Annotated in this window: 29 protein-coding genes; all 29 read left to right on the top strand. The window is 47.3% G+C overall.

Annotated elements, in window-relative coordinates:
- The first annotated feature begins 327 nt into the window (after positions 1-327).
- The 29 genes from rpoB (at position 328) to secY (ending at position 23,518) form a co-directional block, all read left to right on the top strand.
- Positions 328-3,873, top strand: coding sequence for a DNA-directed RNA polymerase subunit beta (gene rpoB / locus BN6628_RS21590; protein WP_068620429.1), 3,546 nt, complete (start codon positions 328-330; stop codon positions 3,871-3,873).
- Positions 3,874-3,910: 37 nt separating this feature from the next.
- Entirely contained in the window at positions 3,911-7,525 is a 3,615-nt protein-coding gene (gene rpoC / locus BN6628_RS21585; protein ID WP_068620427.1) for a DNA-directed RNA polymerase subunit beta', read from the top strand.
- Between the two features lie 168 nt (positions 7,526-7,693).
- Complete coding sequence (locus BN6628_RS21580) at positions 7,694-7,945, top strand: ribosomal L7Ae/L30e/S12e/Gadd45 family protein (protein WP_068620425.1); 252 nt, start codon at positions 7,694-7,696, stop codon at positions 7,943-7,945.
- 140 nt (positions 7,946-8,085) lie between these two features.
- Positions 8,086-8,508, top strand: coding sequence for a 30S ribosomal protein S12 (rpsL, locus tag BN6628_RS21575; RefSeq protein ID WP_068620424.1), 423 nt, complete (start codon positions 8,086-8,088; stop codon positions 8,506-8,508).
- A 52-nt stretch (positions 8,509-8,560) separates the two neighbouring features.
- On the top strand, positions 8,561-9,031 hold the full coding sequence (gene rpsG, locus BN6628_RS21570; RefSeq protein ID WP_068620423.1) for a 30S ribosomal protein S7: 471 nt from the start codon (positions 8,561-8,563) through the stop codon (positions 9,029-9,031).
- Positions 9,032-9,078: 47 nt separating this feature from the next.
- Positions 9,079-11,157 (top strand): elongation factor G, encoded by a 2,079-nt coding sequence (fusA, locus tag BN6628_RS21565; protein ID WP_068620422.1) that lies wholly within the window; start codon positions 9,079-9,081, stop codon positions 11,155-11,157.
- Between the two features lie 96 nt (positions 11,158-11,253).
- Complete coding sequence (gene tuf / locus BN6628_RS21560; RefSeq protein ID WP_068620421.1) at positions 11,254-12,444, top strand: elongation factor Tu; 1,191 nt, start codon at positions 11,254-11,256, stop codon at positions 12,442-12,444.
- Between the two features lie 379 nt (positions 12,445-12,823).
- Complete coding sequence (gene rpsJ / locus BN6628_RS21555; RefSeq protein ID WP_009226637.1) at positions 12,824-13,132, top strand: 30S ribosomal protein S10; 309 nt, start codon at positions 12,824-12,826, stop codon at positions 13,130-13,132.
- Positions 13,133-13,177: 45 nt separating this feature from the next.
- A complete protein-coding gene (gene rplC / locus BN6628_RS21550; RefSeq protein WP_068620420.1) occupies positions 13,178-13,801 on the top strand; it encodes a 50S ribosomal protein L3 in 624 nt (207 codons plus the stop codon).
- Positions 13,802-13,828: 27 nt separating this feature from the next.
- A complete protein-coding gene (gene rplD, locus BN6628_RS21545) occupies positions 13,829-14,452 on the top strand; it encodes a 50S ribosomal protein L4 (protein ID WP_068620418.1) in 624 nt (207 codons plus the stop codon).
- Positions 14,452-14,742, top strand: coding sequence for a 50S ribosomal protein L23 (gene rplW, locus BN6628_RS21540; RefSeq protein ID WP_068620416.1), 291 nt, complete (start codon positions 14,452-14,454; stop codon positions 14,740-14,742). Before rplD ends, rplW begins: the two co-directional genes overlap by 1 nt.
- A gap of 29 nt (positions 14,743-14,771) precedes the next feature.
- Positions 14,772-15,602: a 50S ribosomal protein L2 gene (gene rplB / locus BN6628_RS21535; RefSeq protein ID WP_068620414.1), complete on the top strand. Its 831-nt coding sequence runs from the start codon at positions 14,772-14,774 to the stop codon at positions 15,600-15,602.
- A gap of 75 nt (positions 15,603-15,677) precedes the next feature.
- On the top strand, positions 15,678-15,956 hold the full coding sequence (rpsS, locus tag BN6628_RS21530) for a 30S ribosomal protein S19 (RefSeq protein ID WP_068620413.1): 279 nt from the start codon (positions 15,678-15,680) through the stop codon (positions 15,954-15,956).
- Positions 15,957-15,990: 34 nt separating this feature from the next.
- Positions 15,991-16,323 carry a 50S ribosomal protein L22 gene (gene rplV / locus BN6628_RS21525; RefSeq protein WP_068620412.1) on the top strand — a complete coding sequence of 111 codons (333 nt, stop codon included), beginning with the start codon at positions 15,991-15,993 and terminating at the stop codon, positions 16,321-16,323.
- Between the two features lie 13 nt (positions 16,324-16,336).
- Positions 16,337-17,002, top strand: a complete 666-nt coding sequence (gene rpsC / locus BN6628_RS21520) for a 30S ribosomal protein S3 (RefSeq protein ID WP_068620411.1) — start codon at positions 16,337-16,339, stop codon at positions 17,000-17,002.
- 2 nt (positions 17,003-17,004) lie between these two features.
- A complete protein-coding gene (rplP, locus tag BN6628_RS21515; protein WP_068620409.1) occupies positions 17,005-17,439 on the top strand; it encodes a 50S ribosomal protein L16 in 435 nt (144 codons plus the stop codon).
- Positions 17,429-17,629, top strand: coding sequence for a 50S ribosomal protein L29 (gene rpmC, locus BN6628_RS21510; RefSeq protein ID WP_068620407.1), 201 nt, complete (start codon positions 17,429-17,431; stop codon positions 17,627-17,629). The genes rplP and rpmC overlap by 11 nt, the downstream gene beginning before the upstream one ends.
- A 53-nt stretch (positions 17,630-17,682) precedes the next feature.
- Complete coding sequence (rpsQ, locus tag BN6628_RS21505; RefSeq protein ID WP_068620405.1) at positions 17,683-17,946, top strand: 30S ribosomal protein S17; 264 nt, start codon at positions 17,683-17,685, stop codon at positions 17,944-17,946.
- 35 nt (positions 17,947-17,981) lie between these two features.
- Positions 17,982-18,350 (top strand): 50S ribosomal protein L14, encoded by a 369-nt coding sequence (gene rplN / locus BN6628_RS21500; RefSeq protein ID WP_068620404.1) that lies wholly within the window; start codon positions 17,982-17,984, stop codon positions 18,348-18,350.
- Between the two features lie 42 nt (positions 18,351-18,392).
- Positions 18,393-18,746: a 50S ribosomal protein L24 gene (rplX, locus tag BN6628_RS21495; RefSeq protein ID WP_082927007.1), complete on the top strand. Its 354-nt coding sequence runs from the start codon at positions 18,393-18,395 to the stop codon at positions 18,744-18,746.
- A 31-nt stretch (positions 18,747-18,777) separates the two neighbouring features.
- Positions 18,778-19,320, top strand: a complete 543-nt coding sequence (gene rplE, locus BN6628_RS21490; RefSeq protein WP_068620403.1) for a 50S ribosomal protein L5 — start codon at positions 18,778-18,780, stop codon at positions 19,318-19,320.
- A gap of 44 nt (positions 19,321-19,364) precedes the next feature.
- Positions 19,365-19,550: a type Z 30S ribosomal protein S14 gene (locus BN6628_RS25765; RefSeq protein WP_009226651.1), complete on the top strand. Its 186-nt coding sequence runs from the start codon at positions 19,365-19,367 to the stop codon at positions 19,548-19,550.
- Positions 19,551-19,581: 31 nt separating this feature from the next.
- Complete coding sequence (rpsH, locus tag BN6628_RS21485; protein ID WP_068620401.1) at positions 19,582-19,980, top strand: 30S ribosomal protein S8; 399 nt, start codon at positions 19,582-19,584, stop codon at positions 19,978-19,980.
- Positions 19,981-20,010: 30 nt separating this feature from the next.
- A complete protein-coding gene (rplF, locus tag BN6628_RS21480; protein WP_068620398.1) occupies positions 20,011-20,553 on the top strand; it encodes a 50S ribosomal protein L6 in 543 nt (180 codons plus the stop codon).
- 80 nt (positions 20,554-20,633) lie between these two features.
- Positions 20,634-21,002 (top strand): 50S ribosomal protein L18, encoded by a 369-nt coding sequence (gene rplR / locus BN6628_RS21475; protein ID WP_082927147.1) that lies wholly within the window; start codon positions 20,634-20,636, stop codon positions 21,000-21,002.
- Between the two features lie 27 nt (positions 21,003-21,029).
- Entirely contained in the window at positions 21,030-21,527 is a 498-nt protein-coding gene (gene rpsE / locus BN6628_RS21470; RefSeq protein ID WP_068620394.1) for a 30S ribosomal protein S5, read from the top strand.
- A gap of 12 nt (positions 21,528-21,539) precedes the next feature.
- Positions 21,540-21,725, top strand: a complete 186-nt coding sequence (gene rpmD, locus BN6628_RS21465; RefSeq protein ID WP_068620389.1) for a 50S ribosomal protein L30 — start codon at positions 21,540-21,542, stop codon at positions 21,723-21,725.
- A 48-nt stretch (positions 21,726-21,773) separates the two neighbouring features.
- Positions 21,774-22,214 carry a 50S ribosomal protein L15 gene (gene rplO / locus BN6628_RS21460; RefSeq protein WP_068620387.1) on the top strand — a complete coding sequence of 147 codons (441 nt, stop codon included), beginning with the start codon at positions 21,774-21,776 and terminating at the stop codon, positions 22,212-22,214.
- Positions 22,214-23,518, top strand: coding sequence for a preprotein translocase subunit SecY (secY, locus tag BN6628_RS21455; RefSeq protein ID WP_068620385.1), 1,305 nt, complete (start codon positions 22,214-22,216; stop codon positions 23,516-23,518). The genes rplO and secY overlap by 1 nt, the downstream gene beginning before the upstream one ends.
- Positions 23,519-23,522: the final 4 nt, after the last annotated feature.

The following is a 23,522-nucleotide window of genomic DNA, read 5'->3' as shown; positions in this document are numbered from 1 at the left end:
TCGGGTCTTCTGGTGTGATATTATTATAAAATGTCAGTATTAGGATGCCCTACATGGCTTTAGCGCGCTGAAATGTCAAGCATAAATTCGCAAGCCGAGGTTTTCGAATCTCCTGCAAACGTATATTATGCCCAATTTTGGCAAATCTACTGAGTATGAGGACATCGACAGGAAAGGCACTAATAATGATGCTCTTTTTTCGATAGCATTCGATAAGGGCTTTTCTTTATTTGTGCGTGAATCCGTTTCTATGGACTTATTATATAGGGACAAACACGGGTTCGCAATGAAATTTTTAAGTGAGTAGACATGAGGGGTGAGTTTAAGTTGGCAGGACATCTTGTTCAATATGGTCGACGCACTCGGCGTAGTTATGCGCGAATTAACGAGGTACTCGAGGTTCCGAACCTGATTGAAATCCAACAAAAATCATATGAGTGGTTTTTGGAGGAAGGTCTTCGGGAAATGTTTCAGGACATCTCGCCGATCCAGGATTTTACCGGCAATTTGATTCTGGAATTTATCGACTACAGTCTTGGTGAACCAAAGTATACCGTGGACGATGCGAAAGAACGTGACGTTACGTATGCAGCACCACTTAGAGTAAAAGTCCGGCTCATTAATAAAGAAACCGGCGAAGTCAAAGAGCAGGAAGTGTTCATGGGGGATTTCCCGCTGATGACCGAAACCGGCACCTTCATTATCAATGGTGCAGAACGGGTTATTGTCAGCCAGTTGGTCCGCTCCCCTAGCGTCTATTTCAATACAAAAATAGATAAGAACGGTAAGAAGACTTACACGGCGACGGTAATTCCTAACCGCGGTGCGTGGCTCGAGCTTGAGACGGACGCGAAGGACATTATTTATGTCCGGATCGACCGCACACGCAAAATTCCAGTAACCGTGCTGCTTCGCGCACTCGGGTTCGGGACGGACGCTGAAATTCTGGATCTTCTCGGCAACGATGAATATATCCGCAATACACTCGACAAAGACAACACCGATTCTACTGAGAAAGCTCTCATTGAAATCTATGAGCGTCTTCGTCCGGGTGAGCCTCCTACACTGGATAATGCAAGAAGCTTGCTGGTTGCCCGCTTCTTCGATCCAAAGCGCTACGATCTGGCGAATGTAGGCCGCTACAAAATCAACAAGAAGCTTCATATCAAGAACCGTTTGTTCAACCAGCGTCTTGCTGAATCCCTGATTGATACAACAACAGGTGAAATCATTGCGGAAGCGGGTCAAATGGTTGACCGTCGTTTGCTGGATGAGATTCTTAAGAATCTGGAAGAAGGCGTCGGCTTTAAGACTTACCATGTTGCTAATGGTGTCCTGGAGTCCGAGGATGTACCTCTTCAGACGATTGATGTATTCTCTCCGATTGAAGACGGCAAAGTAGTTAAAGTGATTGCAAACCGCAATATTGATAAATCGGTGAAGCATATCACTCCTGCTGATATTATCTCCTCAATCAGCTATTTCATTAATCTGCTGCACGGAATCGGAAGTACAGATGATATCGATCATCTGGGTAACCGTCGTCTGCGCTCTGTAGGTGAGCTGCTTCAGAACCAGTTCCGTATCGGTCTGTCCCGTATGGAACGTGTAGTTCGTGAGAGAATGTCGATTCAGGATGCCAATGTGATCACGCCGCAGGCGTTGATCAATATTCGTCCGGTTATTGCCTCGATTAAAGAGTTCTTCGGAAGCTCCCAGTTGTCCCAGTTCATGGACCAGACGAACCCGCTTGCTGAGCTTACGCATAAGCGCCGTCTGTCTGCACTCGGACCTGGTGGTCTGACGCGGGAACGCGCGGGCATGGAAGTGCGTGACGTTCACCACTCTCACTATGGCCGTATGTGTCCAATCGAGACGCCGGAAGGACCGAACATCGGTCTGATCAACTCCTTGTCTACATTTGCCCGCATTAATGAGTACGGCTTTATTGAAGCTCCTTACCGTTGGGTTGATCCTAAGACAGGAAAAGTTACAGATCAAATCTCTTATCTGACTGCAGATGAAGAGGATAACTATGTTATCGCACAGGCGAACGTTGAACTGACCGAAGACGGATCATTCAAAGATGATATGGTTATCGTCCGTTACAACAAACAATCCGATAACATCTTGACGATGCCTAGTGACCGCGTCGATTATATGGACATCTCTCCTAAACAGGTTGTGTCGGTTGCGACCGCGCTTATTCCGTTCCTGGAGAACGATGACTCCAACCGCGCACTCATGGGATCGAACATGCAGCGTCAGGCGGTACCGCTTCTGATTCCTAAGGCACCTCTGGTAGGTACAGGGATGGAGCACAAGTCTGCTAAAGACTCCGGTGTATGTATTGTTTCCAAGTATGACGGGATTATCGAGCGTTCCGCAGCAAATGAAATTTGGCTGCGCCGTGTGGAAACTGTAGATGGCAAGGAAGTTAAAGGCGATCTTGTTAAATATAAATTACACAAATTTATGCGTTCGAACCAAGGAACATGCATCAACCAGCGTCCGATCGTTAAGAGAGGCGATATCGTCAAGAAGGGTGATATCCTGGCTGACGGTCCTTCCACAGAGATGGGCGAATTGGCACTGGGCCGCAATGTGGTCGTAGCCTTCATGACTTGGGAAGGTTACAACTATGAGGATGCGATTCTCCTTAGCGAGAAGCTCGTTAAGGAAGATGTATACACCTCCATCCACATTGAGGAGTATGAATCCGAAGCGCGTGATACGAAGCTTGGACCAGAAGAGATTACCCGTGACATCCCGAACGTCGGGGAAGAAGCGCTCAAGAATCTCGACGAGCGTGGAATTATCCGTGTGGGTGCCGAGATTGGAGCAGGCGACATTCTGGTTGGTAAAGTAACACCGAAAGGGGTTACCGAGCTGACTGCGGAGGAACGCCTCCTGCATGCGATCTTTGGTGAGAAGGCCCGCGAGGTTCGCGATACTTCCCTCCGTGTACCGCATGGTACGGATGGTATTGTCGTTGATGTTAAGGTGTTCACCCGTGAGAACGGGGATGAACTGCCACCGGGTGTGAATCAGCTTGTTCGGGTATATATTGCCCAGAAACGTAAAATTTCCGAAGGTGACAAGATGGCCGGACGACATGGTAACAAGGGTGTCGTTGCACGGATTCTGCCTGAGGAAGATATGCCGTTCCTGCCTGATGGCACACCGGTACAAGTCGTGCTCAACCCGCTTGGGGTACCATCGCGGATGAACATCGGACAGGTGCTGGAGATTCATTTGGGTATGGCCGCCATGCGTTTGGGTATCCATGTTGCCACTCCGGTATTTGATGGCGCGAACGAGTATGACGTGTTCGATACGATGGAAGAAGCGGGAATGCAGCGTAACGGTAAGACCGTGCTTTATGACGGACGTACCGGGGACCGTTTCGAGCGTGAAGTAACTGTAGGTGTCATGCATATGATTAAGCTGGCGCACATGGTTGACGATAAAATCCATGCCCGTTCTACGGGACCATACTCTCTCGTTACTCAACAGCCGCTGGGTGGTAAAGCCCAATTCGGTGGACAGCGTTTCGGGGAGATGGAGGTTTGGGCGCTCGAGGCCTACGGTGCTGCGTATACCCTGCAGGAAATTCTGACCGTCAAATCCGATGACGTGGTAGGCCGCGTGAAGACCTATGAGTCCATTGTCAAAGGCGAGAACGTGCCGGAACCGGGCGTACCTGAATCCTTTAAGGTTCTGATTAAGGAACTGCAAAGTTTGGGTATGGACGTTAAAATCCTGAGTGAGAACGAAGAAGAGATTGAAATGAGAGAAATTGACGATGATGAGGACACCGCAGGCGACAAACTTAGTTTGAACCTGGAAGGCTCCGAAGTCGGCGTAGAATAGAAGTACAAATCAGGATTTGGTTAAGGAGGGATGCTCTTTGTTGGACGTCAACAATTTCGAGTTTATGAAAATTGGGCTTGCTTCCCCAGATAAAATTCGTTCTTGGTCCCGCGGAGAAGTGAAGAAACCGGAGACGATTAACTATCGTACGCTGAAGCCGGAGAAAGAAGGGCTCTTCTGCGAGAAAATTTTCGGTCCTACAAAAGACTGGGAATGTCATTGCGGTAAGTACAAGCGTGTGCGTTACAAAGGCGTTGTCTGCGACCGCTGCGGCGTTGAGGTCACACGCGCTAAAGTGCGCCGTGAACGTATGGGCCACATTGAACTGGCTGCACCTGTTTCACATATATGGTATTTCAAAGGGATTCCTAGCCGGATGGGATTGGCTTTGGATATGTCCCCTAGATCTTTGGAAGAGATTATTTACTTTGCATCATATGTTGTCACAGATCCTGGCGATACGCCGCTTGAGAAAAAGCAGCTCCTGTCCGAGAAGGAATACCGTAGCTACCGTGAGAAATACGGCTACGGTTTCCAAGCCGGCATGGGTGCCGAAGCTGTCAAGAAGCTTCTGCAGGATATCGACGTGGAGAAAGAACTTGATTTCCTGAAGGAAGAGCTGCGCACGGCCCAAGGCCAGCGCCGCAACCGGGCAATCAAGCGTCTTGAAGTCATTGAGGCCTTCCGCAATTCCGGCAACGAGCCGGAGTGGATGATTCTGGACGTCCTTCCGGTCATCCCTCCGGAACTTCGTCCGATGGTTCAGCTCGATGGTGGACGTTTTGCAACGTCTGACCTGAACGATCTGTACCGCCGCGTAATCAACCGGAATAACCGGTTGAAACGCCTTCTTGACCTTGGCGCACCGGACATCATCGTTCAGAACGAGAAACGCATGCTTCAGGAAGCGGTGGACGCCCTGATCGATAACGGCCGCCGCGGCCGTCCAGTAACTGGTCCGGGTAACCGTCCGCTTAAATCTCTCAGCCATATGCTGAAAGGTAAGCAGGGCCGTTTCCGTCAGAACTTGCTCGGTAAACGGGTAGACTATTCTGGTCGTTCCGTTATCGTAGTAGGTCCTTATCTGAAGATGTACCAGTGTGGTCTGCCTAAGGAAATGGCACTGGAGCTGTTCAAGCCTTTTGTCATGAAAGAGCTTGTAAATAAAGGCTTGGCCCATAATATCAAGAGTGCTAAACGCAAGGTGGAACGCGTAAGCCCTGAGGTATGGGATGTGTTGGAAGAGGTAATCAAGGAGCATCCGGTTCTTCTGAACCGTGCACCGACGCTTCACCGTCTGGGTATCCAGGCATTTGAACCGATCTTGGTAGAAGGTCGTGCGATCCGTCTTCACCCGCTCGTATGTACGGCGTATAACGCTGACTTCGACGGTGACCAAATGGCGGTACACGTTCCTCTGTCAGCTGAAGCTCAGGCCGAGGCGCGCATTCTGATGCTCGCATCCGGTAACATCCTGAACCCGAAAGACGGCAAGCCGGTTGTTACACCATCCCAGGATATGGTCCTTGGATCGTTCTACCTGACGATGGACGACAACAAAGCCAAAGGTTCGGGTATGATTCTGGGCAGTGTGAACGAAGCCGTATCCGCTTATCAGCGCGGTGTAGCATCCCTGCATGCACGTGTTGTTATTCCGGCCAAAGCTTTGAACAAAGACGGATTTACACCTGAACAGCAAAAGGCGCTGCTTGTTACTACAGTGGGTAAGATTATTTTTAACGAAATCTTCCCATCCAGCTTCCCTTACATCAATGAAGCTACCCGGGATAACCTGTTCAACGGGACTCCTGACAAGTACTTCGTTCATGAGAAAGGCGCTGATCTGGCGGAACGCATTGCCGATCCGGCCATTGCAAGCGCTGTGGGTAAGGAATATCTGGGATCGATTATCGCACGCTGCTTCGAGACCTATCACACGACAGAAACGTCTGTGATTCTGGATAGAATCAAACAGCTTGGCTTCACGTACTCCACACGCGCCGGTGTAAGTATCGCCGTATCCGACGTTGTAGTGCCTGAAGAAAAAGCAACCATCATGCGTGAGTCCGATGAGAAGGTACGTGTGGTTACCAACCAGTACCGCCGCGGCTTGATTACGGATGAAGAACGGTATGACCGCGTAATTGATATCTGGTCCAAATCCAAGGATCAGCTTACAGACGTCCTCATGAAATCGATGGACCGCTTCAACTCCATCATGCTCATGGTTGACTCCAAAGCGCGGGGGAACAAATCGCAGATCACCCAGCTGGGCGGTATGCGGGGTCTGATGGCAACGCCATCCGGACGGATTTATGAGCTTCCGATCAAAGCGAACTTCCGTGAAGGACTTACCGTCCTCGAGTACTTTATCTCGACACACGGAGCCCGTAAAGGTCTGGCGGATACAGCTCTTCGTACAGCCGATTCCGGTTACCTGACACGCCGTCTGGTAGACGTTGCGCAGGATGTTATCGTTCGTGAAGACGACTGTGGTACGGATAAAGGGATTACTGTATCCCGGATTCAAGACGGTAAAGAGATCATTGAAGATCTGTTTGACCGTATTGAAGGACGCTATTCCTTCGAAACAATTAAACATCCGGAGACCGGAGAGATCATCGTTGCGCGCAACGAGCTGATTGATACCGATCGTGCGAATGCGATCGTGAAGGCTGGCGTTGAGAAGCTGCAGATCCGTTCTGTTCTCAGCTGCCGTGCACGTCACGGGGTATGTAAGAAATGTTACGGACGCAACCTGGCAACAGGCAAGTTCGTGGAAATCGGTGAAGCGGTCGGCATCATTGCCGCTCAATCCATCGGGGAGCCGGGAACCCAGCTCACGATGCGTACGTTCCATACCGGGGGCGTTGCGGGTGACGATATCACACAAGGTTTGCCGCGTATCCAGGAGCTCTTCGAAGCACGGAATCCGAAAGGTCAGGCTACCATCAGTGAGCTTGACGGCGTAGTTAAGGAAATCCGTGAAGCGAAGGACCGCCGTGAAATTGAGATTCAAGGTGAAGCCGAGACGAAAGTGTACTCCGTAACTTACGGTTCCCGTCTGCGCGTAAGCGAAGGACAGGAGATCGAAGCTGGGGATGAGCTGACAGACGGTTCCATTGACCCTAAAGAAATTCTGCGCATCAAAGGTATCCGCGGCGTACAGAACTACATTTTGCAGGAAGTACAGCGCGTATACCGTAACCAAGGCGTAGAAATCAACGATAAACACATTGAAGTTATGATCAAGCAGATGCTTCGTAAGATCCGTATTGTGGATGCCGGGGATACAGCACTTCTTCCGGGTTCATTTGTGGATATTTATGAATACGAGACAGCCAACAAAGAGGCCATCCTGTCGGATAAAGAGCCTGCTGTGGCCAAACCGGTTCTGCTGGGTATTACCAAAGCTTCCTTGGAGACAGACTCCTTCTTGTCTGCGGCTTCCTTCCAGGAAACCACACGGGTACTTACCGACGCTGCCATCAAAGGCAAAGTCGACAAGCTGCTCGGACTTAAGGAGAACGTTATTATCGGTAAGCTGATTCCTGCAGGTACAGGTATGAACCGTTACCGCAGCGTTCAGTTTGATGATCAAGAGGAAGATGGCGTTTCTGAAGAAAGCCTTGAACCGGTATCGGTAGAGTAATAGCCGTCCGGGTTGACGCCGGAGCAGTCATATGTGGAGCTATAACTCCACTTACGGCTGCTTCGCCGTTTTATTCATTTAATTGCTTGACATCGCCCATCTGGGATGCTAATATAGCAAAGGTGCGTGAGTAGAGGTAATTCCCTGTATTTTTGGAGGAATCGAAAGATGTCTAATGATAGAGGACTACAGGATGCTCATGTCAAGATTGGCGCCAAGCAAGCGACGAAAGCCGTGGAACTTGGAAATGCCGAAGAGGTTTACATCGCACAAGATGCAGATCCACGTGTTACGTCAAAGATCATAGGGCTCTGCAATAAGGCTTCGATCAAACTGACTTATGTTGATACCATGAAGGAACTCGGCAAAGCTTGCGGGATTGAGGTTGGAGCGGCTGTGGTTGCGATAGTAAAACAATAATCGTATGAAACGTTTTTGCATTAGGGTGAATGCCCGAGGCAAAAACTTTCCTTTGCTTTTTTATGAACCGCCTGGGTCTGTGGGCTTAATTAATTGGTTTGTAAAGATGCGTAAACATTGAGGAAGGGGGTGGCAACAACATGCCAACAATTAACCAACTAGTTCGTAAAGGACGTCAAGCTAAGGTCTACAAGTCCAAATCGCCAGCTCTTCAAAGAGGGTTCAACGCCCTGAAGCGTGAGGCTACTGATTTGAGCGCTCCACAAAAACGTGGTGTCTGCACTCGTGTAGGTACTATGACTCCGAAGAAACCGAACTCGGCGCTTCGTAAATATGCCCGTGTTCGTTTGACGAACCGCGTAGAGGTGACTGCTTACATTCCGGGTATCGGACACAATCTGCAGGAACACAGTGTCGTGCTGATTCGTGGAGGCCGGGTAAAAGACCTTCCAGGGGTACGTTATCATATCGTACGCGGAGCTCTTGATACTGCAGGTGTTAACAATCGTATGCAAGCCCGTTCTAAATACGGTGCGAAACGTCCTAAGGCTAAGAAGTCTTAAGATTAACGAATAACATTAATTGAATGAACTATTACTGAAAGGGGGATAATCCATGCCACGCAAAGGTCCTGTTACAAAGAGAGACGTGCTGCCGGATCCGGTGTATAACAGCAAGCTTGTTACCCGCCTAATCAACCGCATCATGCTCGACGGAAAACGCGGAGTTGCTCAAAGCATCCTGTACAATGCGTTCAACCTGATTCAAGAACGTACTGGTAATGATCCAATGGAAGTGTTTGAAGCAGCTATCAAGAACATCATGCCGGTCCTTGAAGTTAAAGCTCGCCGTGTAGGTGGTGCGAACTATCAAGTGCCTATCGAAGTTAAACCAGAAAGACGTACTTCCCTTGGTTTACGTTGGCTCGTGAACTACTCCCGCAATCGCGGAGAGAAAACTATGGAAGAGCGTTTGGCTGCTGAGATCATCGATGCATCCAACAACACTGGCGCTTCGGTTAAGAAACGCGAAGATACGCACAAAATGGCTGAAGCAAACCGTGCGTTTGCTCACTATCGTTGGTAGGATAAGGCCGAAACTAATAACTTCAATTTTGAAGGGAGACTTTATTCATGGCAAGAGAGTTCTCCTTGAAAAATACACGTAATATCGGGATCATGGCACATATTGACGCCGGTAAGACAACTACCACTGAGCGGATCTTGTTCTACACAGGCCGTACGCACAAAATCGGGGAAGTTCACGAGGGTGCTGCAACAATGGACTGGATGGAGCAAGAGCAGGAGCGCGGGATCACAATTACGTCCGCTGCAACTACCGCTCAATGGAAAGGTCACCGCGTTAATATCATCGATACCCCAGGGCACGTTGACTTCACAGTTGAAGTAGAACGTTCCCTTCGTGTATTGGACGGGGCAGTAGGCGTTTTCAGTGCGAAAGAAGGCGTGGAGCCACAGTCTGAAACTGTATGGAGACAGGCTGACCGTTATGGCGTTCCACGGATCGCATATGTTAACAAAATGGATATTATCGGTGCTGACTACCTGAACGTTGTAAAAGATATGCGTGATCGTCTGCAAGCGAATGCGGTGGCTATCCAGCTTCCAATCGGTGCAGAGAACGACTTTACCGGTATCATTGATATCGTTGAAGAAAAAGCGTATATGTACAAAGACGATCTGGGTCAAAACATCGAAGAAACCGAAATCCCTGCGGAATTCAAAGACCAAGTCGAAGAGCTTCGCAGTGAACTGATTGAGAAGGTTGCAGAACTTGATGAAGAACTGACTATGAAATACCTTGAGGGTGAAGAGATCACAGTAGCTGAGATCAAAGCAGCCCTTCGTAAAGGTGTAGTAGAAGTTAAGATCTTCCCAGTTATCTGCGGTTCTTCTTACCGCAATAAAGGGGTTCAGCTTATGCTGGACGCAGTTATTGATTACCTGCCAGCTCCGATCGACGTGCCGGACATCAAGGGTCACCTTGACGATGGAACTGAAGCGATTCGTAAGTCTTCGGACGAAGAACCGTTCTCGGCATTGGCATTTAAAATCATGACAGACCCTTATGTGGGTAAATTGACATTCTTCCGTGTGTACTCCGGTGTTCTTCAATCCGGTTCATACGTGCTGAATGCTACAAAAGGCAAACGCGAGCGTATCGGTCGTATCCTTCAGATGCATGCGAACAGCCGTCAAGAGATCACTGAAGTTTACTCCGGTGATATCGCAGCTGCCGTAGGTTTGAAAGATACCGGTACAGGTGATACACTGTGTGATGAGAAGCATCCGGTTATTCTTGAATCGATGAACTTCCCTGAACCAGTTATCGAGATCGCGGTTGAACCTAAAACTAAAGCCGACCAAGATAAGATGAGTGTTGCTCTTGGTAAGCTCACTGAAGAGGATCCAACTCTTCGTGCGTCTACTAATGAAGAAACAGGTCAAACGATCCTGGCAGGTATGGGTGAGCTTCACCTTGATATCATCATCGACCGTATGCGTCGTGAGTTCAAGGTTGAAACGAACGTAGGTAAACCACAGGTTGCTTACCGTGAGACTTTCCGTGAAGCTGCACGCGTTGAAGGTAAGTTCGTACGTCAATCCGGGGGCCGTGGTCAATACGGTCACGTATGGGTTGAATTCGAACCGCTTGAACCAGGCAGTGGTAACCAATTCGATAGCAAGATTGTCGGTGGTTCGGTACCAAGAGAATATATCGGACCAGCACAACAAGGTATCGAAGAGCAAATGAAGAACGGTGTCCTTGCTGGATTCCCACTCGTGGATGTAAAAGCGACAATCGTCGATGGATCATACCATGATGTTGACTCCAACGAGATGGCGTTCAAAATTGCAGGTTCTATGGCTCTGAAAGCGGCTAAAGAGAAGTGTAAGCCGGTTATTCTTGAGCCAATCATGAAAGTTGAAGTAACAGTCCCTGAAGAGTACATGGGTGACGTTATGGGTATGCTGAACTCCCGCCGTGGCCGTATCGAAGGTATGGATTCCCGTGGTGGAGCTCAAATCATCCGTGCGAAGGTGCCTCTCTCCGAGATGTTCGGATATTCCACAACTCTTCGTTCTGGTACACAAGGACGCGGTGTGTTCTCAATGGAAATTAGTCACTACGAAGAAGTTCCTAAATCCATTCAGGAAGAGATCGTATCCAAAGCCAAAGGTACAGACTAATCTGTTTTTAACTGCTGGAAGGAAGTCTTTCTTCGGAAAGGCATTCCGGACGGCCCAAACATAACAATCCCATATTTTAAGGAGGAACTGTTTAAAATGGCAAAGGCTAAATTTGAACGTACAAAACCGCATGTTAACATCGGTACAATCGGTCACGTTGACCATGGTAAAACTACCCTGACTGCTGCAATCACTACTGTATTGTCCAAGACTTATGGTGGTGCTGCTGTAGCATTCGACCAAATCGATAAAGCTCCAGAAGAGCGCGAACGCGGTATCACAATCTCAACTGCACACGTTGAGTATGAAACTAACAACCGTCACTATGCACACGTTGACTGCCCAGGTCACGCCGACTATGTTAAAAACATGATCACTGGTGCTGCTCAAATGGACGGAGCAATCCTGGTTGTATCCGCAGCTGACGGCCCAATGCCACAAACTCGTGAGCACATCCTGTTGTCCCGCCAAGTAGGCGTGCCTTACATCGTTGTGTTCCTGAACAAATGTGACATGGTTGAAGACGAAGAGCTCTTGGAACTGGTTGAAATGGAAATTCGTGACCTTCTGAACGAATACGAGTTCCCTGGTGACGACACTCCAATCACTCGTGGTTCTGCTCGTGAAGCTCTTCAAAACCCAGACGGCGACTGGGCTAAGAAAATCGTTGAAATGTTCGAAATCATCGACACTTACATCCCGCTTCCAGAGCGTCAAACTGACAAGCCTTTCCTTATGCCTGTCGAGGACGTATTCTCCATCACTGGCCGTGGTACAGTTGCTACAGGTCGTGTAGAGCGCGGTACTGTTAAAGTGGGCGACGAGATCGAAATCGTGGGTATCACTGAAGAAACTAAGAAATCCGTTGTAACTGGTGTTGAGATGTTCCGCAAATTGCTGGATTCCGCTCAAGCTGGTGACAACATCGGTGCTCTTCTTCGCGGTGTAGACCGTAACCAAATCGAGCGTGGTCAAGTATTGGCTAAACCAGCTTCCGTTAAGCCACACACTGAGTTCACTGCTCAAATCTACGTTCTGACTAAAGAAGAGGGTGGCCGTCACAAGCCTTTCTTCACTGGATACCGTCCACAGTTCTACTTCCGTACAACTGACGTAACTGGTATCATCAACCTTCCAGAAGGTTCTGAAATGGTTATGCCTGGTGATAACATCACTGTTACTGTACAACTGATCTCCCCAATCGCGATTGAAGAAGGAACTAAGTTCTCCATTCGTGAAGGCGGACGTACAGTAGGCGCAGGATCCGTAGCAACAATCCAAAAATAATCAAGCTGCAAAAGCTTGGTTTGAACAATAAAGCAACAGTGTGATGGAACGAGCAACAGTGTGATGTAAACGAAAGAAGAGAAGGTTCGTCTCTTGGAGGCGGACCTTTTTTATTTATAATAGAAGAAAGCTGTATTGGGTGACTGGAAGCGTTAAGCACACTGGTAAATATATCATCTGTGAGCTTGCAAAGTTTTTTGTATATTATGCTTGCATTCAGCCTATGGATTCTATATAATAATGAATGTTGTTCTGTGACGTTGCGATGATGTGAGAGGTTACCGACACACCCGGCCCCTTTGCCATGAGGCAGTGTGATTGGAAAATTTTCACGGAGTATGTCCGATAATAAATTGGGCGATAGAAGGAGGGACTAAAAATGGCAAAGCAAAAGATTCGTATTCGTTTGAAAGCTTACGACCATAGAATTCTTGATCAATCCGCTGAGAAAATTGTTGAAACTGCAAAACGTTCGGGTGCTGGCGTATCTGGACCGATTCCACTTCCAACAGAAAAACAAGTTATTACTATTCTTCGTGCGGTACACAAGTACAAGGATTCTCGGGAGCAATTCGAACAACGCACACACAAGCGTCTGATCGATATTGTGAATCCGACTCCACAAACTGTGGATGCCTTGATGCGCTTGGATCTGCCGTCCGGTGTAGATATCGAAATCAAACTGTAAGTCAATAAAATGCATTGTGATTAGGAAAGGAAATGAGGTGTCAACATGAAAGGTATCTTAGGAAGAAAACTTGGAATGACTCAAGTATTTACCGCTGAAGGTAATGTAATCCCTGTAACTGTAATCGAAGCAGGCCCCAATGTTGTTTTGCAGAAGAAGGATGCTGAGAACGACGGTTATGAAGCGGTACAGCTTGGTTTCTCTGATAAGAAAGAGAAAGCAGCTAACAAACCAGAAGCAGGACATGCCAAAAAGGCTAATACTGCACCTAAGCGCTACGTTCGCGAAATTCGCGGTATTGATTTGGCAGGATATGAGGTTGGCCAAGAGGTTAAAGCTGATGTCTTTGCTGAAGGTGAATTTGTTGACGTAACTGGTATTTCCAAAGGTAAAGGTTTTGCCGGCGTTATCAAACGTTGGGGACAAAGCCGCGGACCAATGGCTCACGGTTCCCGTTACCATCGTAGACCGGGTTCCATGGGTTCCATTCAAGCGAACCGTGTTCCTAAAGGCAAACACCTGCCAGGACATATGGGTAGCGAAACGGTTACGATTCAAGGACTTGAGATCATCAAGGTTGACGTTGAACGTAACGTGCTGCTCGTGAAAGGTTCTGTACCGGGTCCTAAAAAAGGCTTCGTGAAAATCAAAGAAACGGTGAAGAAATAATTCTTCTGAAGAAAGGAGGAACAAACAATGCCTAAAGTAGCACTTTTTAATGTCAGTGGCAGCCAAGTTGGCGAAGTTGAATTGAACGATGCGATATTCGGTATCGAGCCGAACGTCCATGTCCTTCATGATGCGGTTGTTATGCAACGTGCATCCCTTCGTCAAGGCACTCACAAAGTAAAAGGACGTTCTGAAGTACGCGGCGGTGGTCGTAAGCCTTGGAAACAAAAAGGTACTGGCCGCGCTCGTCAAGGTTCGATCCGCGCTCCACAATGGGTAGGTGGTGGTATCGTATTCGGACCAACACCACGCAGTTATGCATTCAAACTTCCTAAGAAAGTTCGTCGTTTGGCGATTAAATCCGCGCTTTCTTCGAAAGTTGTTGATAACGACATTATCGTACTAGATCAATTGAGCTTTGGTGCACCGAAGACTAAAGAATTCGCAGCTATCTTGAACAACCTTAAGGTAGAACGCAAAGCTTTGGTTGTAGGCTCCAGCTACGATGACAACGTTGCGCTTTCTGCCCGTAACATTCCGGGTGTGAAATTTGTAGCAGCTGATGGCATCAATGTTCTTGACGTACTTACGTACGACAAACTGATCATTACGAAAGAAGCAGTTCAGAAGGTAGAGGAGGTGCTCGCGTAATGAAAGATCCTCGTGATGTTATCAAACGTCCAGTGATCACAGAACGTACGGCTGAATACATGGGCGAACAGAAATATGTGTTCGAAGTGGATATCCGTGCGAACAAAACTGAGATCAAACAAGCGATTGAAGCGATCTTTGGCGTGAAGGTAAGCAATGTTAACACCTTGCGTGTCCCTGCGAAGCCAAAACGGTACGGACGTCATTTCGGATACACTTCCGAATGGAAGAAAGCGTTCGTAACACTTACGGCCGACAGCAAACCGCTGGAGTTCTTTGAATCGGTATAAGAATTTTTCACAGTTAGGAGGGAAAACAAGTGCCAATCAAAAAGTATAAACCGACATCCCCGGCAAGACGCGCTATGTCCGTGTCTACTTTTGAAGAAATCACAACAAATGTGCCGGAGAAATCCTTGCTTGCGCCGCTTAGCAAAACTGCTGGCCGTAACAACCAAGGTAAAATTACGGTTCGTCACCACGGTGGTGGACACAAACGTAAATATCGTATCATCGACTTCAAACGGAACAAAGATGGAATACCGGGCCGCGTTGCTACAATCGAGTATGACCCGAACCGTACTTCCAATATCGCTTTGATTCACTATGCAGACGGTGAGAAACGTTACATTCTTGCTCCTAAGGGCTTGAAAGTGGACGACGTTGTAGTATCTGGTGCAAATGCCGACATTAAAATCGGTAACGCGCTTCCTATGGAGAACATTCCAGTAGGTACAGTTATCCACAACATCGAACTTCAACCAGGCAAAGGCGGACAGCTTGTTCGTGCAGCTGGTACTGAAGCTCAACTTCTTGGTAAAGAAGAAAAATATGTCACAGTTCGTCTTTCTTCCGGTGAAGTGCGTAAACTTCTTAAAGTTTGCCGCGCTACAATCGGTTCCGTAGGTAACGGAGACCACGAGCTTGTGAAAATCGGTAAAGCTGGCCGCAGCCGTTGGTTGGGTCAACGTCCGGAAGTCCGCGGGGTAGTTATGAACCCTAACGATCACCCTCACGGTGGTGGTGAAGGACGCGCTCCGATCGGCCGTAAATCGCCATTGTCTCCTTGGGGCAAACCAACCCTTGGTTACAAAACGCGTAAAAAAGGAAAAGCTTCTGATAAATACATCGTTCGCCGTCGCACGAAGTAATACGCTTAGGCGCATTACTTCTCCGGTTAACGGGTTAGAGACTTATAAAGGTTTCATGAAGGGAGGATTCAAGCTATGGGTCGCAGTTTGAAAAAAGGGCCATTCATCGATGGCTACCTGCTTAAAAAAGTGGATGAAGTGAACGAAAGTAACAAAAAAGTTGTGATCAAAACCTGGTCCCGCCGTTCCACCATTTTCCCACAGTTTATCGGACACACTTTCGGCGTATACGACGGCCGCAAACACGTACCGGTATATGTAACTGAAGATATGGTAGGACACAAGTTGGGCGAATTCGCACCAACCCGTACCTACAAAGGTCATACGGACGACGATAAGAAAACAAGACGCTAAAATGAAGTTCTTCGTTTGAGAGGAGGTAACAAACATGGAAGCAAAAGCACATGCAAGATCCATTCGTATTGCTGCTCGTAAGGTTAAGCTCGTGGTTGACCTGATCCGCGGCAAGCAAGTGGGTGAAGCTATCGCCATTCTTCGCCACACTCCTAAAGCTGCTTCGCCAGTAGTGGAGAAGCTATTGAACTCGGCGATTGCGAATGCTGAACATAACTATTCTATGGATGTAAATAAATTGGTTATTTCGGAAATCTTCGTTAACCAAGGTCCGACAATGAAACGTTTCCGTCCTCGTGCTATGGGACGTGCAAGCCGGATCAACAAACGCACCAGCCACATCACTTTGGTGGTATCCGAAAAATAAGGAGGGAAAACGTGTGGGCCAAAAGGTAAATCCCGTCGGATTGCGGGTAGGTATTATCCGTGATTGGGAATCTAAATGGTATGCAGGCAAAGATTTCGGTGATCTTTTGCTGGAAGATGTAAAAATTCGTGAACACCTTAAAGGTAAATTGAAAGAATCCGCAGTATCTCGTATCGAGATCGAAAGAGCGGCTAACCGTGTGAACGTAACTATCCACACTGCGAAGCCAGGTATGGTTATCGGTAAAGGTGGTTCTGAAGTTGAGAACCTTCGTAACGATATCACTAAGATCGCTGGTGGCAAGAAAGTTCATATCAATATTTCTGAAATCAAACACCCTGAGCTGGATGCAATTCTGGTCGCAGAAAGCATTGCACAACAATTGGAACGTCGCGTTTCTTTCCGTCGTGCTCTGAAACAAGCGATTCAAAGAACAATGCGTTCTGGCGCGAAAGGGATTAAAACAGCAGTTAGCGGCCGTCTTGGCGGTGCTGAAATTGCTCGTTCGGAAGGCTACAGTGAAGGAACTGTTCCACTTCATACGCTTCGTGCTGATATTGACTACGGTACAGCTGAAGCTCATACAACTTACGGCCGTATCGGTGTAAAAGTATGGATTTATCGTGGAGAGGTTCTTCCTACGGCTAAGAAACAAGCTGCTCAGGAAGGAGGCAACTAATCATGTTGGTACCAAAACGTGTAAAACACCGCAAACAACAACGCGGTAGTTTGAGAGGTCAAGCTAAAGGCGGCACTGAATTGAACTTCGGTGAATACGGCCTGCAAGCAACTGAACCATCTTGGATCACGAACCGTCAGATTGAAGCAGCGCGTATTGCAATGACGCGTTACATCAAGCGTGGTGGTAAAGTATGGATCAAAATTTTCCCGGATAAGCCGATTACTCAAAAGCCTCTTGAGGTTCGTATGGGTAGCGGTAAAGGTAACGTTGAGAAATGGGTTGCAGTTGTGAAACCAGGTAAGATCATGTTTGAACTTGCTGGTGTATCGGAGGAAATCGCACGCGAAGCGATGCGTCTTGCCGCTCACAAACTGCCTGTTAAAACTAAGTTTGTGAAACGTGAAGAATTGGGTGGTGAAGCAAATGAAAGCTAATGAACTTCGCAACTTAACCACTGTTGAAATTGAACAAAAAATCGCTGGGTTTAAAGAAGAACTCTTTAATCTCCGTTTCCAACTGGCTACTGGCCAGCTTGATAACCCGACTCGCATCCGTGATGTGCGTAAGGCCATAGCTCGTGCTAAAACCGTTTTACATGAAAGAGAACTTGGTATTACTAGCTAAGTTACACACGACGCAGCTTATAGCAGCGCCTGAATTCAGGAAGGAGGCTAACCATGAGCGAACGCAATGCCCGTAAAGTGCAAATTGGTAAAGTTGTCAGCGACAAAATGGATAAAACCATCGTAGTAGCTGTTGAAACTTACAAAAAGCATGACCTGTATCATAAACGCATTAAATACACTAAGAAATTTAAAGCGCATGATGAGAACAACACTGCGAAAATTGGTGACACGGTGAAAATCATCGAAACTCGCCCGCTTTCCAAAGATAAACGCTGGAGACTTGCAGAAGTCGTTGAACAAGCGGTTATTATCTAATTGCTCGTCATTGAAGTCGAAAGGAGGATACTAGAATGATTCAACCATTTACACGATTGCATGTTGCTGACAACTCTGGAGCGAAGGAATTGATGTGTATCCGCGTTCTGGGTGGTACTGGTCGTCGTACAGCTCAAATCGGTGACTTGATCGTTTGTTCTGTAAAACAAGCAACACCAGGCGGCGTTGTCAAAAAAGGTGACGTTGTTAGAGCGGTTGTTGTTCGTACTAAACGTTCGGTGCGCCGTAAAGACGGTTCTTACATCGCTTTCGACGAGAACGCAGCTGTAGTAGTTAAAGAGGACAAGAGCCCACGTGGTACTCGTATTTTCGGACCTGTTGCACGCGAACTGCGTGACAGAGATTTCATGAAGATCGTTTCCTTGGCTCCGGAAGTTATCTAAAGAAAGAGTCCCTTATATTCATGCAACCGGGAGGTGTAATAAATGCCTAGATTGAAAAAGATTCTGGAGTCCCACAACAATAAACTGCACGTCAAAAAAGACGATACGGTGATCGTAATCAGTGGTAAAGACAAAGGCAAGAAAGGCCGCGTCATCGCTGCTTACCCTCGTGAGAACCGTGTGCTTGTGGAAGGCGTGAACATGGTGAAGAAACATCAAAAGCCAAATCAGCTGAACCCACAAGGCGGAATTATTGAGCAAGAAGCTCCGATTCACGCATCGAACGTTATGCATGTCGATCCTAAGAGCGGAAAAGTAACCCGTATCGGTTACAAAGTATTGGATAACGGCAAAAAAGTTCGTGTAGCTAAGAAATCCGGAGAAGTGATCGACTAATCCAGTAAGAAAGAAAGGAGGTCCATGATTCATGGCAGCAAGATTGAAAGAGCGTTTCTTGAATGAAGTAACCCCAGCTTTGATCCAAAAGTTTAACTATACAACGGTTATGCAAGTGCCTAAAATCGAGAAAGTGGTCATCAACATGGGTGTTGGTGAAGCAGTAGCTAACTCGAAAGTACTTGATTCTGCGGTGAATGATCTGCAGCTGATCTCTGGTCAAAAGCCAGTTATCACCCGTGCGAAGAAATCCATCGCTGGATTTAAACTTCGTGAGAACATGCCGATCGGTGTGAAAGTAACACTTCGCGGTGAGCGTATGTACTACTTCCTCGACAAGCTGTTCAATGTAACCCTTCCACGTGTCCGTGACTTCCACGGTGTATCTAACAAAGCGTTTGATGGACGTGGCAACTACACACTCGGCCTCAAGGAACAATTGATCTTCCCTGAGATTGAGTATGACAAAGTAGATAAAGTGCGCGGTATGGATATCGTAATCGTAACTACGGCTAAAACCGATGAAGAGTCGCGCGAACTGTTGGCCGGACTCGGAATGCCTTTTGTAAAGTAAGGAAAAATTCGATTCTTGGAATCGATCAGGAGGTGTCAGGCTAAGTGGCAAAAACTTCAATGAAAGTTAAACAACAACGCACACCAAAGTTCAAAGTACGTGCATATACACGTTGTGAGCGTTGTGGTCGTCCACATTCGGTACTGCAAAAATATAAAATCTGCAGAATTTGTTTCCGTGAATTAGCTTATAAAGGCCAGATCCCTGGCGTGAAAAAAGCAAGCTGGTAAACAATCAACAACGGGAAGGAGGTTTACACGAATGACTATGTCAGATCCAATTGCTGATATGCTTACACGTATTCGTAACGCGAATGTAGTGCGTCACGAAACTGTGGAAATGCCTGCATCCACGATCAAAAAACAAATCGCTGAAATCTTGAAGCGTGAAGGTTTTATCCGTGATGCAGAATATATCGATGACAATAAACAAGGGATTATCCGCATTTTCTTGAAATACGGATCCAATAACGAGCGCGTTATTTCCGGATTGAAAAGAATCAGTAAGCCTGGCCTTCGCGTGTACACGAAGAGCAACGAAGTTCCACGTGTGCTCGGCGGTCTAGGTATTGCGATTATCTCCACATCTAAAGGTGTTATGACCGACAAGGAAGCTCGTCAGGCTAAAGCCGGCGGCGAAGTTGTCTGCTACGTTTGGTAATTAAAGTCACAAAACAAGGAGGTGCAGCAAATGTCTCGTATTGGTCGCAAACCAATTAACGTACCAAGTGGTGTTGATGTTAAAATCGACAACTCGGTAATTACGGTAAAAGGACCGAAAGGTACATTGACTCGTGAACTTCACAAGGACATCAAAGTTTCTGTGGAAGAGAACGTAATCAATGTAGAACGTCCTTCTGATAATAAACTTCATCGTTCTCTTCATGGTACTACGCGCAGCGTGGTGAACAACATGGTGAGCGGTGTAACCGACGGATTCTCCAAATCCCTTGAGCTGGTTGGGGTTGGATACCGTGCAAGTAAATCCGGTGACAAGATCGTCCTGAACGTGGGTTACTCCCACCCGGTTGAAATCACTCCGGAACCAGGCATCGAATTCGAAGTTCCTGCGAATACAAAGATCATCGTTAAAGGAATCGATAAAGAGCGCGTAGGTGCATACGCTGCTAAAATCCGTTCCGTACGCGAGCCTGAGCCTTACAAAGGTAAAGGGATCAAGTATGAAGGCGAACGTATTATTCGTAAAGAAGGTAAAGCTGGTAAGAAGAAGTAAGCTTCTTACAGGTAATAACCCGATTGCGGCTTGAATTGAAACGGCTTGTATGGTAAACCGAAGGGAGTGAAATGGAAGTCATGATTACAAAAGCGGATAAAAACAAAGCGCGTCTGAAAAGACACCTGCGTGTGCGTAAAAAAATCCAAGGAACGGCTGAACGTCCAAGACTTAACGTATACCGTTCTTCCAAACATATCTATGCTCAATTGATCGATGACGTAGCTGGCGTAACTCTTGCGTCTGCTTCTACAATTGATAAAGAGCTTAGCGCTAGCATCAACAACGGCGGTAGTGTTGAATCTGCCCGTCAAGTTGGCGAACTGATTGCAAAACGTGCTCAAGCTAAAAACGTTAAAAACGTGGTATTTGACCGCGGTGGCTACTTGTACCATGGACGGATTCAGGCTCTTGCTGACGCAGCTCGTGAAGCTGGTCTTGAATTCTAAGATTATTTCTAAAAGGAGGTTAACGACTTGCGTATAGATCCTAACGCTTTAGAACTGACTGAAAGAGTTGTAAATATTAATCGTGTAGCTAAAGTTGTAAAGGGCGGACGTCGTTTTAGTTTCAGCGCACTGGTTGTTGTCGGCGACGGCAAAGGCTGGGTTGGTGCTGGCATCGGTAAAGCGGGCGAAGTTCCAGAAGCAATTCGCAAAGGTATCGAAGATGCGAAGAAGAATCTGGTACACGTTCCGCTTGTTGGAACGACTATTCCTCACCTTGTAACAGGACACTTTGGCGCTGGCCGCGTTCTTTTGAAGCCGGCTTCCGAAGGTACTGGAGTTATCGCTGGCGGACCAGTTCGTGCAGTACTTGAACTTGCTGGTGTAGGCGACATTTTGACAAAATCCTTAGGTTCTTCGAATTCCATGAACATGGTCAACGCGACTTTGGAGGGCTTGTCCCGTCTGAAACGTGCTGAAGATGTTGCGAAATTACGCGGTAAATCCGTCGAAGAACTTCTCGGTTAAGGAGGGAATCTCATGGCAAAACTTCAAATTACCCTCGTACGGAGTTTGATTGGCCGTCCGGAGAACCAACGTACTACCGTGAAAACTTTAGGACTTCGTAAAATCAACCAACAAGTGGTTCACAACGACAATCCTGCTATTCGTGGTATGGTTAATCAAGTGAGTCATTTGGTATCTGTACAAGAAATTCAAGAGTAAGACAACATAAAGCTTTAGCCCACAATTATGAAGGAGGTGCAACGAACGATGAAGTTACATGAGCTTTCCCCAGCTCCTGGTTCCCGCAAAGAGCGCAAACGCGTGGGTCGCGGACCAAGTAGCGGTATGGGTAAAACATCTGGACGTGGTCACAAAGGTCAAAACGCTCGTTCCGGCGGTGGTGTTCGTCCGGGCTTCGAAGGTGGACAAAACCCACTGTATCGTCGCTTGCCAAAACGTGGTTTTGTTAACCCAACCCGTAAAGAGTATGCGATTGTGAACATCGAGGAACTTAACAACTTTGCGGCGGATACAGAGGTTACTCCTGAGCTGTTGTTGGAACAAGGTATCGTGAAGAACGCGAAGAGCGGAATCAAGATTCTTGGCAACGGCGAAGTTACAGTGAAATTGTCTGTAAAAGCAAATAAGTTCTCTCAATCTGCGGTAGAGAAGATCGAGGCTGCCGGCGGTAAAACCGAGGTGATCTAATGTTTAAAACCCTCAAGAATATATGGAATGTGAAGGATCTACGCAACCGAATTTTGTTTACTCTGTTTATTTTCTTGATCTACCGGATTGGTACATTCGTACCGGTTCCGGGTGTTAACACGGATGTGTTCACGGCAACGAATCAAGCAGGTAATGCACTGTTCGGTCTCCTGAACACGTTCTCGGGCGGCGCATTGAAGCAGTTCTCAATACTTGCGCTTGGGATCTATCCATATATCACGGCTTCCATCATCGTTCAGCTCCTGTCCATGGATGTCGTTCCAAAGCTTGCGGAATGGGCCAAACAGGGTGAGATGGGGAAAAAGAAATCAGCACAGCTCACTCGTTATTTAACGATTGCGCTGGGTGTGATTCAAGCCTTTGCAATGTCGATCGGTTTTAACCGGATCTACGGCACTCAAATGGTTCCAAATGCTACATTTGCGGACTATGCTCTGATTGCCCTTGTGCTGACAGCGGGAACAGCGTTCCTGATGTGGCTCGGGGAACAGATTACGGAGAAGGGTATTGGTAATGGTATTTCATTGATTATCTTTGCAAGTATCATTGCGGGTATTCCAGGACACATTCAAAGCTTGATCAACTCTGATTTCATTGCGGAAGGCCAAACCTTCCTGAATATCACTAAATTTATAATCATTGCCTTGGTTGTAGCGCTGATTATTGTCGGTGTTATTTACATCCAACAGGCGATCCGCAAGATCCCGGTGCAGTATGCAAAACGGGTGGTTGGCAACAAGATGTACGGCGGACAAAATACGCATATCCCATTGAAAATCAATGCGGCTGGCGTTATCCCGGTTATCTTTGCTGTTTCCCTCCTCCAGTTCCCATCAATCATTGCTGGTTTCTGGTCTACGCATGCTTGGGCTCAGTGGATCATTGACAATTTCTCCATGCAAAAGGGCGCACCGCTCGCTATGGTGCTGTATGTCATAATGATTATTGGTTTTACGTTCTTCTACACCTTTGTTCAGATGAATCCGACTCAAATGGCGGATCAGATGAAGAAGAACGGGGGTTATATTCCGGGAGTTCGCCCAGGGAAAACAACGGCAACTTACCTCACACGTGTGATGACACGTCTGACGATGACCGGTGCAATCTTCCTGGCACTAATTTCACTGCTTCCGATAGCCTTGGGCACTTGGGCTGGATTACCTAGCTCAATTCAAATTGGGGGAACATCTCTTCTGATCGTAGTCGGTGTTGCACTGGATACCATGAAGACGATTGAAAGCCAGTTGATGAAGCGCCATTACAAAGGGTTTATTAATAAGTAGGCGA

The organism is Paenibacillus tuaregi (genome assembly GCF_900086655.1).
Lineage (GTDB): Bacteria > Bacillota > Bacilli > Paenibacillales > Paenibacillaceae > Fontibacillus > Fontibacillus tuaregi.
This window is presented reverse-complemented; position numbering and strand designations above follow the sequence as displayed.

Coding starts and splice junctions, on each gene's coding strand:
- BN6628_RS21580 (WP_068620425.1), top strand. CDS start 7,694: ATGTCTAATGATAGAGGACTACAGGATGCTCATGTCAAGATTGGCGCC.
- rpsL (WP_068620424.1), top strand. CDS start 8,086: ATGCCAACAATTAACCAACTAGTTCGTAAAGGACGTCAAGCTAAGGTC.
- rpsG (WP_068620423.1), top strand. CDS start 8,561: ATGCCACGCAAAGGTCCTGTTACAAAGAGAGACGTGCTGCCGGATCCG.
- fusA (WP_068620422.1), top strand. CDS start 9,079: ATGGCAAGAGAGTTCTCCTTGAAAAATACACGTAATATCGGGATCATG.
- tuf (WP_068620421.1), top strand. CDS start 11,254: ATGGCAAAGGCTAAATTTGAACGTACAAAACCGCATGTTAACATCGGT.
- rpsJ (WP_009226637.1), top strand. CDS start 12,824: ATGGCAAAGCAAAAGATTCGTATTCGTTTGAAAGCTTACGACCATAGA.
- rplC (WP_068620420.1), top strand. CDS start 13,178: ATGAAAGGTATCTTAGGAAGAAAACTTGGAATGACTCAAGTATTTACC.
- rplD (WP_068620418.1), top strand. CDS start 13,829: ATGCCTAAAGTAGCACTTTTTAATGTCAGTGGCAGCCAAGTTGGCGAA.
- rplW (WP_068620416.1), top strand. CDS start 14,452: ATGAAAGATCCTCGTGATGTTATCAAACGTCCAGTGATCACAGAACGT.
- rpsS (WP_068620413.1), top strand. CDS start 15,678: ATGGGTCGCAGTTTGAAAAAAGGGCCATTCATCGATGGCTACCTGCTT.
- rplV (WP_068620412.1), top strand. CDS start 15,991: ATGGAAGCAAAAGCACATGCAAGATCCATTCGTATTGCTGCTCGTAAG.
- rplP (WP_068620409.1), top strand. CDS start 17,005: ATGTTGGTACCAAAACGTGTAAAACACCGCAAACAACAACGCGGTAGT.
- rpmC (WP_068620407.1), top strand. CDS start 17,429: ATGAAAGCTAATGAACTTCGCAACTTAACCACTGTTGAAATTGAACAA.
- rpsQ (WP_068620405.1), top strand. CDS start 17,683: ATGAGCGAACGCAATGCCCGTAAAGTGCAAATTGGTAAAGTTGTCAGC.
- rplN (WP_068620404.1), top strand. CDS start 17,982: ATGATTCAACCATTTACACGATTGCATGTTGCTGACAACTCTGGAGCG.
- rplX (WP_082927007.1), top strand. CDS start 18,393: ATGCCTAGATTGAAAAAGATTCTGGAGTCCCACAACAATAAACTGCAC.
- rplE (WP_068620403.1), top strand. CDS start 18,778: ATGGCAGCAAGATTGAAAGAGCGTTTCTTGAATGAAGTAACCCCAGCT.
- rpsH (WP_068620401.1), top strand. CDS start 19,582: ATGACTATGTCAGATCCAATTGCTGATATGCTTACACGTATTCGTAAC.
- rplF (WP_068620398.1), top strand. CDS start 20,011: ATGTCTCGTATTGGTCGCAAACCAATTAACGTACCAAGTGGTGTTGAT.
- rplR (WP_082927147.1), top strand. CDS start 20,634: ATGATTACAAAAGCGGATAAAAACAAAGCGCGTCTGAAAAGACACCTG.
- rpmD (WP_068620389.1), top strand. CDS start 21,540: ATGGCAAAACTTCAAATTACCCTCGTACGGAGTTTGATTGGCCGTCCG.
- rplO (WP_068620387.1), top strand. CDS start 21,774: ATGAAGTTACATGAGCTTTCCCCAGCTCCTGGTTCCCGCAAAGAGCGC.
- secY (WP_068620385.1), top strand. CDS start 22,214: ATGTTTAAAACCCTCAAGAATATATGGAATGTGAAGGATCTACGCAAC.